We start from the raw sequence: 7968 nt of genomic DNA, 5'->3' as shown, positions 1-7968 counted from the left end.
GCGAAGGTGAGAACTTAAGCGCCGGTAAACGGCGGTGGTAACTATAACCATCCTAAGGTAGCGAAATTCCTTGTCGGGTAAGTTCCGACCTGCACGAATGGCGTAACGACTTCCCCGCTGTCTCAACCACAGGCCCGGTGAAATTGCAGTACGAGTAAAGATGCTCGTTTCGCGCAGCAGGACGGAAAGACCCCGGGACCTTCACTACAGCTTGACATTGGCGTTTGGAGCGTCTTGTGTAGGATAGGTGGGAGACTGGGAAGCTCTGACGCTAGTCAGGGTGGAGTCATTGGTGAAATACCACTCTGGTCGTTTTGGACGTCTAACCCGCGCCCGTGTATCCGGGTGGGGGACAGTGTCTGGTGGGTAGTTTAACTGGGGCGGTTGCCTCCTAAAAGGTAACGGAGGCGCCCAAAGGTTCCCTCAGCCTGGTTGGCAATCAGGTGTCGAGTGTAAGTGCACAAGGGAGCTTGACTGTGAGACTGACGGGTCGAGCAGGAGCGAAAGCTGGGACTAGTGATCCGGCATCGGCGTGTGGAAGCGGTGTCGCTCAACGGCTAAAAGGTACCCCGGGGATAACAGGCTGATCTTCCCCAAGAGTCCATATCGACGGGATGGTTTGGCACCTCGATGTCGGCTCGTCGCATCCTGGGGCTGGAGTAGGTCCCAAGGGTTGGGCTGTTCGCCCATTAAAGCGGTACGCGAGCTGGGTTTAGAACGTCGCGAGACAGTTCGGTCCCTATCCGCTGCGCGCGCAGGAGACTTGCGAGGGGCTGTCCCTAGTACGAGAGGACCGGGACGGACGAACCTCTGGTGTGCCAGTTGTTCCGCCAGGAGCACGGCTGGTTGGCTACGTTCGGTAGGGATAACCGCTGAAAGCATCTAAGCGGGAAGCTCGCCTCAAGATGAGGTCTCCCACCACGAGAGTGGGTAAGGCCCCCTAGAGATGATGGGGTTGATAGGCCGGAAGTGGAAGCGCAGTAATGTGTGGAGCTGACCGGTACTAATAGGCCGAGGACTTGACCATGAAACCCGCCCTGCTTTGTGCGGGGTGTGGTGCTCGCGTCCACTATGTGATCTCAGAGACAGCAACCAGTGTGGTTGTGTGTTTCATGGGGTTACGGCGGTTATAGCGGCAGGGAAACACCCGGTTACTTTCCGAACCCGGAAGTTAAGCCTGCCAGCGCCGATGGTACTGCACCGGGGACGGTGTGGGAGAGTAGGACACCGCCGGACAATCTTTATAGGAAGGGCCACCCCGTATCGGGGTGGCCCTTCCGCATTTCCAGGCCTTTTTTATTTCCAGACTCCCCTTTTTTCTGCCGGGGTTGCTGGTGGGTGTGTGTGGGTGGGTTTCAGCTTCGGCCGACCTGAGGCCGACCATGCTGGCGTGAGCGTCGGGGGAGCGGAGCGGGCGGGAGGGAGGACCGCAGCGAAGGCCCAGCGGAGCGGGCTTCGCGAGGACCGGACCTTCCGGCCGGCGCAGTGACCAACCCCCACCCACACCCGGACCCCCACCCACACACACCATGAGTTCCCCGCACACACACCACGAGGCTCCCGCGCACACACTCGTCCTAACGGCCCAGCCGCCCCGCGTCCCCACGTCCCCACGTCCCATGAACACCCCGCGGCGAGACCGCGCAGATTGACGCTCACGCGGCCTACTGCCTTGTGAAAGGGCGGGTGTGGGTTCCCGTACGCTGAGGGTCGTGGAATATCGAGCCGTCGAGCAAGCGATCATGGCACGGGGAGTGGAGTGGGATTTCAGCCCCACTCTTGACCGGATCACCGCGCTGATGGAGATCCTCGGAGATCCCCAGAACTCGTACAAGGTCGTTCACATCGCGGGCACCAACGGGAAGACGAGCACCGCACGGATGGTCGAGGCTCTCCTGCGCGAGCGTAACCTGCGGGTGGGCCGCTACACGAGCCCTCATCTGCAGTCGATGCGCGAGCGGATCGTGATTGACGGCGAGCCCCTGTCGGAGGAGCGGTTCGCCGAGGTGTACGAGGACATCGCCCCCTACCTGGAGATGATCGACGCCAAGGTGGGCAGGCTGAGCTTCTTCGAGGTGCTGACGGGGATGGCGTACGCGGCGTTCGCGGACGCTCCCGTGGACGTCGCGGTGGTAGAGACCGGCATGGGCGGCACCTGGGACGCGACGAACGTCGCGGACGGGACGGTCGCGGTCGTCACGCCCATCTCGCTGGATCACACCGACTACTTGGGGCCGGACGTCGCGACCATCGCCGGTGAGAAGGCCGGAATCATCAAGCCCAAGGCGACGGCCGTGCTGGCGCAGCAGCCGCTGCCCGCCGCCGAGGTGCTGATGCGGCGGGCGGCGGAGGTCGGCGCGGTGGTGGCCCGCGAGGGGCTGGAGTTCGGCGTGCTGCATCGCGAGCTGGCCATGGGCGGCCAGATGCTCCAGCTCAAGGGCCTGAAGGGTGTGTACGAGGAAGTGTTCCTGCCGTTGTACGGCGCACACCAGGCGGGCAACGCGGCCGGCGCCCTGGCCGCCGTGGAGGCGCTGACGGCCGGTGACGACCCGCTGGGCGAGGAGGTCGTGCGGCCGGCCTTCGCCCAGGTGAAGAGCCCGGGGCGGCTGGAGGTCGTACGGCGTGGCCCGACCGTCCTGGTCGACGCGGCACACAATCCCGCGGGCATGGAGGCGTCGGTCGAGGCCATGACCGAGGCCTTCGGGTTCACCAGGCTCGTCGCGGTGGTGGCCGTGATGGCGGACAAGGACGTGGACACGATCCTGGACCTGCTGGAACCTGTGGCAGAGGAGATCGTGGTCACCTGTAACTCCTCATCGCGCTCGCTGAGCCCGGACGATCTGGCGGCCCGCGCGGAGGCGGTCTTCGGCCCGGATCGCGTCCACGTGGAGGACCGGCTCGACGACGCCATCGACACGGGCGTCGCGCTGGCGGACCAGGGCGACGAGCTGGGCTCCGGTGTCCTCATCACCGGTTCGGTCGTGACCGCGGGAGACGCGCGCATCCTCCTCAAGGTCGCGAAATGAGCAGCGGCGTGTTCGAGGTCACCCCCGGCATGCGCCGGCTCTGCGCGAGCGTCCTCGGGATGCAGGCGATCGTCGTGGCGCTCGTCAGCCCGGTCGCGATCACCATCAATCATGTGTCCGCCCCGCTCGCGCTGACCGTCGGGCTCGGGCTCGCCGTCCTGTGCGTGGTGGTCGTCGGCATGCTGAAGCGCCCTTCCGCGTACATCGCGGGCACTGTGCTTGAAGTCCTGACGATCGCCACAGGATTCCTCGTCCCGGTCATGTTCTTCCTCGGGGTGATCTTCGCCGCCCTGTGGATAACTGCCATCTTCGTCGCTCGCCGTGTCGAAGGGACGACGAAGCGCTAAAGTCGGCAACCATGGCCGTCCCTCCCGTACCGCAGGCTCGGACCGCCGCGCCGGTCCGTGCCGTGCGCGTCCCTCTGCTGGTCGACGTCGTCATCGGGCTGCTCACCCTGGTGGCCCTTCCTCTGGCGCTCGTCGCCATCCCGAACACGATCTCCGTCGTGGCGGCGCTGCTGCCGCCGGGCGTGTCGCAGGTCGACATGATCCGCGCGCACGGCCTGGCGCTGCCCGCCATGCTGGTGACCGTGCCGCTCGCCGCGGTCGCGGTACGCAGGTTCCGCGCGGCCCCGATCCTCGTGGCGGGGCTCACGCTGCTCGCGCTCGCCGACGTCGCCGGGGGGTACACCGACACCGTCGCGCTGGTCGGCGTGCTGCGCGTGCTCCACGGAGTCGGCGCGGGCATGCTCGTGCCGGCCACGCTCGTCGCGGTCGCGGAGCGTTCCCGGCGCCGGGTGCTGCTGCCGATCTGGGCGGGCGCGCTCGCCGCCTCGTTGCTGACGGCCCAGGCGCTCGCCCTGTGGGCGATCCGCGACGTGACCTCCTGGCAGGTCACCCTCCAGCCGTACCCGCTGCTGACCGGAGTGGCGCTGGCCCTCGCCGCGGCGTACCTGGTGCTCTGGATGATCTCCGGTGACGGCGGGACGCAGGCGGAGGGGGAGATCCTGCCCGCGAGCCGGCCGACGTCGGCCGAGCGGGGGCGGCTTGCGCTGGCCATCGTGCCGGCGGCGGCCATCGCGGTGCTGGGCGTGGGGATCACCTTCGACTGGCCGCCGCGCCTGGTCGTCGCCGCCGCGGCGCTCGCCGTCGTGGCGATGCTGGGCCTCGCGGCGCTCGGCACGTTCGAGGGGCAGGGCGGCCGTACGCTCGCCTTCGTCAACGTCGCGGTCGGGCTGGTGGTGCTGCCGACGGCCGCGCAGATGACCTACATCGAGCTCGGCGGCCCACTGGGCGGCCCCGGCCTCAAGGGCCTGTGGGTGCCGTTCCTGGTGGCCGCGCTGACCGCGCTCGTGGCCGCCGTCCTCGCAGGCCGGGTGCCGGACACGTTCACGGAACGGATGACGGCCCTCGGTCTCGCGGCCGTCGTCGCGGGACTGTGCGCGACCTGGCTGCTGGTCCCGACACCGTCCGGCACGCCGCTGGTGGTGCCGTTCGTGCTGCTGGCCGCGGGGTCGGCGGTCGCGTTGGTCGGCGCGTTCCGCACGGCGGGTCTGGGCTCGGCGATGCTGGGTCTGTCGCTGTGCTTCCCGGCCGTGCTCGCGGGCTTCCTGCTCGGCACCGGCATCCAGGTGAACCGGCTGAGTGACGCCGCCGAGACCGCGGGAGGCAACGGGAACGCCCTGGTGGAGGGGTTCATCGACGCGCTGCACATGTGGGCGCAGATCGGCGGTTTCGTCGTGGTCGGAGTGATCGTGCTCTCCGCCGTCCTGACCCGGAGGGCCGCCGCGCCGGGGGATGGTCCGGTGGTGATCCCCGCGCCGACGCCGTCTCCGGAGGAGGACGACGGCACCCCCGGGGACCCGGGGCCCGCCCGCTGACGACGCCGGCCGGCACCGCCGCGCCGGCGAGACCCGGCCTCGCCCGATCGGAGCGGCGTTCGCGGACCGGTAAGCTGCCGTTGCGTACGGAGCTCCCCAGCCGGAGCTCCCAGATGCTTGACGGGTGCGCCCGCGACCTGCACGGGTCACCGTACGGCGAGCACGACGCCACATGAGCCTCAGCAACGACCTTAGGAGAACAGACCGTGTCCGAGCGTACGCTTGTCCTGATCAAGCCCGACGGGGTCCGTCGCGGCCTCGTCGGGGACGTCATCGGCCGCATCGAGCGCAAGGGCCTCAAGATCGTGGCGATGGACCTGCGCACGCTCGACGCCGAGACGGCCAAGGCCCACTACGCCGAGCACTCCGAGCGCCCGTTCTTCGGCGAGCTGGTGGAGTTCATCACCGGCGGCCCGCTGGTCGCGATGGTGCTCGAGGGCCCCCGGGCCGTCGAGGCGTTCCGCGCCCTGGCCGGCCTGACCGACCCGGTGAAGTCCGCACCCGGCACCATCCGCGGCGACCACGCCCTGGAGATCGGCGAGAACGTCGTCCACGGTTCCGATTCGCCGGAGTCCGCCGCCCGGGAAATCAAGATTTTCTTTCCGGACCGTTTCTAGCCCTTGCCACACGAGAGGCCCCGGTTTAAACCGGGGCCTCTCGTGTTTTTCCAGGTGGTGACCGAGCTTAGGCGGGGGGAGGCCGGTTTTTCCGGGGGCTTGAGAGCGCGATGTGCCCAGTGATGAGCACGTGCCGTTACGATTCGAATGCGATGCGTCATCCCGCACACCCGCTGAACCCGGTAACCGCTAACCACCTGAAGGAAGGCTTCCTTCCGCATGGGCAGCAAGCTGACATTCCTGGGCCGTGACATGGCTGTCGACCTTGGCACGGCGAACACTCTCGTCTACGTCCGAGGGCGCGGCATCGTCCTGAACGAGCCGTCCGTCGTCGCCATCAACGTCACGACTGGAAAGATCGTGGCAGTTGGAATAGAAGCGAAGCGGATGATCGGGCGGACGCCCGGAAACATCGTCGCGATCCGTCCCCTGCGGGACGGTGTCATCGCGGATTTCGATGTGACCGAGCGGATGCTGCGGTACTTCATCCAGAAGATCCACAAACGCCGCCACTTCGTGCGTCCGCGCATCATCGTGGCCGTGCCGAGTGGCATCACCGCGGTGGAGCAACGCGCGGTGAAGGAAGCGGGCTATCAGGCAGGGGCCCGCCGCGTGTACATCATCGAGGAACCGATGGCGGCCGCGATCGGGGCCGGCCTGCCGGTCCACGAGCCGACCGGGAACATGGTCGTCGACATCGGCGGCGGCACCACCGAGGTGGCCATCATCTCGATGGGCGGCATCGTGACCAGCCAGTCGATCCGCGTCGGGGGTGACGAACTCGACCAGGCGGTCATCGCCTTCGCGAAGAAGGAGTACTCCCTGATGCTCGGGGAGCGCACGGCGGAGGAGGTCAAGATCGCCGTCGGGTCCGCGTGCGTCACGGGGGAGGACTTCCACGCCGAGGTGCGCGGCCGCGACCTGGTCAGCGGCCTGCCGAAGACGGTCGTCATCAGCGCCGAGGAGATCCGCCGGTCGATCGCCGAGCCGGTCAACGCGGTCGTGGACGCCGTGAAGTCGACGCTGGACAAGTGCCCGCCGGAGCTCTCCGGCGACCTCATGGACCGGGGCATCGCCGTGACCGGTGGCGGCGCCCTGCTGCGCGGCATGGTCGACCGGTTGCGCGAGGAGACCGGCATGCCGGTCCATCTGGCCGAGAACGCGCTCGACTCGGTCGCGCTCGGCTCCGGGCGGTGCGTGGAGGACTTCGAAGCCCTCCAGCAGGTGCTCGTGCCGGAGCCCCGCAACTAAGGAGCGTCATGAGAGACACCCGCCGCGCCCGTCTCATGCTCGGACTCCTCCTCGCCGTGGCGCTGATCCTCATCACCGTGGATCACCGGGCCGGGAACGACCACGTCCTCGGCCCGGTGCGCGGCTTCGTGGGCGCCGTGTTCGGGAAGGCCGAACGCGTCGGCGCCGCCGTGACCCGCCCGATCACCGGATTCGTCGGCATGCTGCGCGACGCGCCCTCGGCCCGCCGTGTCATCACCGACCTGCGCAAGGAGAACGCGCGGCTGCGGGACGAGGTGTCGGCGCAGCGGCTCGACCGGGCGCGGGCCGAGAAACTGGACCGCCTGCTCGGGCTGGCGGGGCTCGGCCGCTACCGCGTGGTCGGGGCGCAGGTCGTCGCACGGCGTACGGTGGCGGGGTTCGAGGACACGGTCGAGATCGACGCCGGCACCGCCGACGGGATCCGGCCCGACATGACGGTGCTGAGCGACGTGGGACTGGTCGGCCGCATCGTCCAGGCGGGCCCGGTCAGCTCGACGGTGGCCCTGCTGACCGACCCGGCCCTGTCGGCGGGGGCGCGGCTGGAAGGCGGCAACGAGCTCGGTGTCGTGAGCGGCCTCGGCGAGGCGGGCGGAGGCGGCAACCTCGTCAGGTTCCGCCTGCTCGACTCCACCGTGCCGATCGGCGTGGGCCGCCGGATCGTCTCGTTCGGTTCCCAGCAGAGCAGGCCGTACGTGCCGGGCGTACCGATCGGCGTGGTCGAGCGGGTGGACAACACGCCGGGTGAGGTGACCAGGACGGCCTACGCGAGGCCCTTCACCGACTTCTCCGCACTGGACGTCGTCGGCGTGGTGGTCGCGGCGCCGAAGCGTGATCCGCGCGACGCGGTGCTGCCGCCGAAGCCGCAGCCACCGAAACCGGCGCGCGAGGACCGGCAGCGGCGCGGCGACGAGGGCCGCGGGCAGGGCCGCGCGTCGCTGGAGGCCGAGTGGGGGCTCGGCGACCGGGCCCGCGGCACGGGCGAGGGCAGGCCCGAGGCGGCGCAGGAGCGGCGCGGCCGGCACGGCACGCAGGCCGTGGACGGGGAGGTACAGGAGCCGGCCGTACAGGAGCCGCGCGCGGGGCGGGAGACGGACTCCGCAACGGCGCCTCGGCACGCGCCCCGGGAGAACGACGGCGCCGTGGCCGACGACGGCCGCGGCGGGAGGAACTGAAC

At 68.9% G+C, this 7968-nt stretch carries 6 protein-coding genes and 2 rRNA genes; all 8 read left to right on the top strand.

What is annotated here, in order from left to right:
- Positions 1-1027, top strand: a 23S ribosomal RNA gene (locus HHX30_RS26790); the annotation flags it as partial.
- A gap of 92 nt (positions 1028-1119) precedes the next feature.
- Positions 1120-1236: ribosomal RNA gene (rrf, locus tag HHX30_RS26785) — 5S ribosomal RNA — on the top strand.
- Between the two features lie 506 nt (positions 1237-1742).
- Positions 1743-3026, top strand: coding sequence for a folylpolyglutamate synthase/dihydrofolate synthase family protein (locus HHX30_RS26780; RefSeq protein ID WP_169984845.1), 1284 nt, complete (start codon positions 1743-1745; stop codon positions 3024-3026).
- Complete coding sequence (locus tag HHX30_RS26775; RefSeq protein WP_169984816.1) at positions 3023-3373, top strand: DUF4233 domain-containing protein; 351 nt, start codon at positions 3023-3025, stop codon at positions 3371-3373. Before HHX30_RS26780 ends, HHX30_RS26775 begins: the two co-directional genes overlap by 4 nt.
- Before the next feature lie 11 nt (positions 3374-3384).
- The gene (locus HHX30_RS26770) at positions 3385-4905 is read left to right on the top strand and encodes a hypothetical protein (RefSeq protein WP_169984814.1); all 1521 of its coding nucleotides are present in this window, start codon (positions 3385-3387) and stop codon (positions 4903-4905) included.
- Positions 4906-5111: 206 nt separating this feature from the next.
- Positions 5112-5522: a nucleoside-diphosphate kinase gene (gene ndk, locus HHX30_RS26765; protein WP_169984812.1), complete on the top strand. Its 411-nt coding sequence runs from the start codon at positions 5112-5114 to the stop codon at positions 5520-5522.
- 219 nt (positions 5523-5741) lie between these two features.
- The gene (locus tag HHX30_RS26760; protein ID WP_169984810.1) at positions 5742-6773 is read left to right on the top strand and encodes a rod shape-determining protein; all 1032 of its coding nucleotides are present in this window, start codon (positions 5742-5744) and stop codon (positions 6771-6773) included.
- Positions 6774-6781: 8 nt separating this feature from the next.
- A complete protein-coding gene (mreC, locus tag HHX30_RS26755) occupies positions 6782-7966 on the top strand; it encodes a rod shape-determining protein MreC (RefSeq protein WP_169984808.1) in 1185 nt (394 codons plus the stop codon).
- The last annotated feature ends 2 nt before the right edge of the window (positions 7967-7968 follow it).

The sequence above is a fragment of the Microbispora sp. H10836 genome (assembly GCF_012999525.1).
In the GTDB taxonomy this organism is placed as follows: Bacteria; Actinomycetota; Actinomycetes; order Streptosporangiales; family Streptosporangiaceae; genus Microbispora.
Note: the sequence above shows the minus strand (reverse complement) of the source record. Positions and strands in the feature narration are given on the sequence as shown.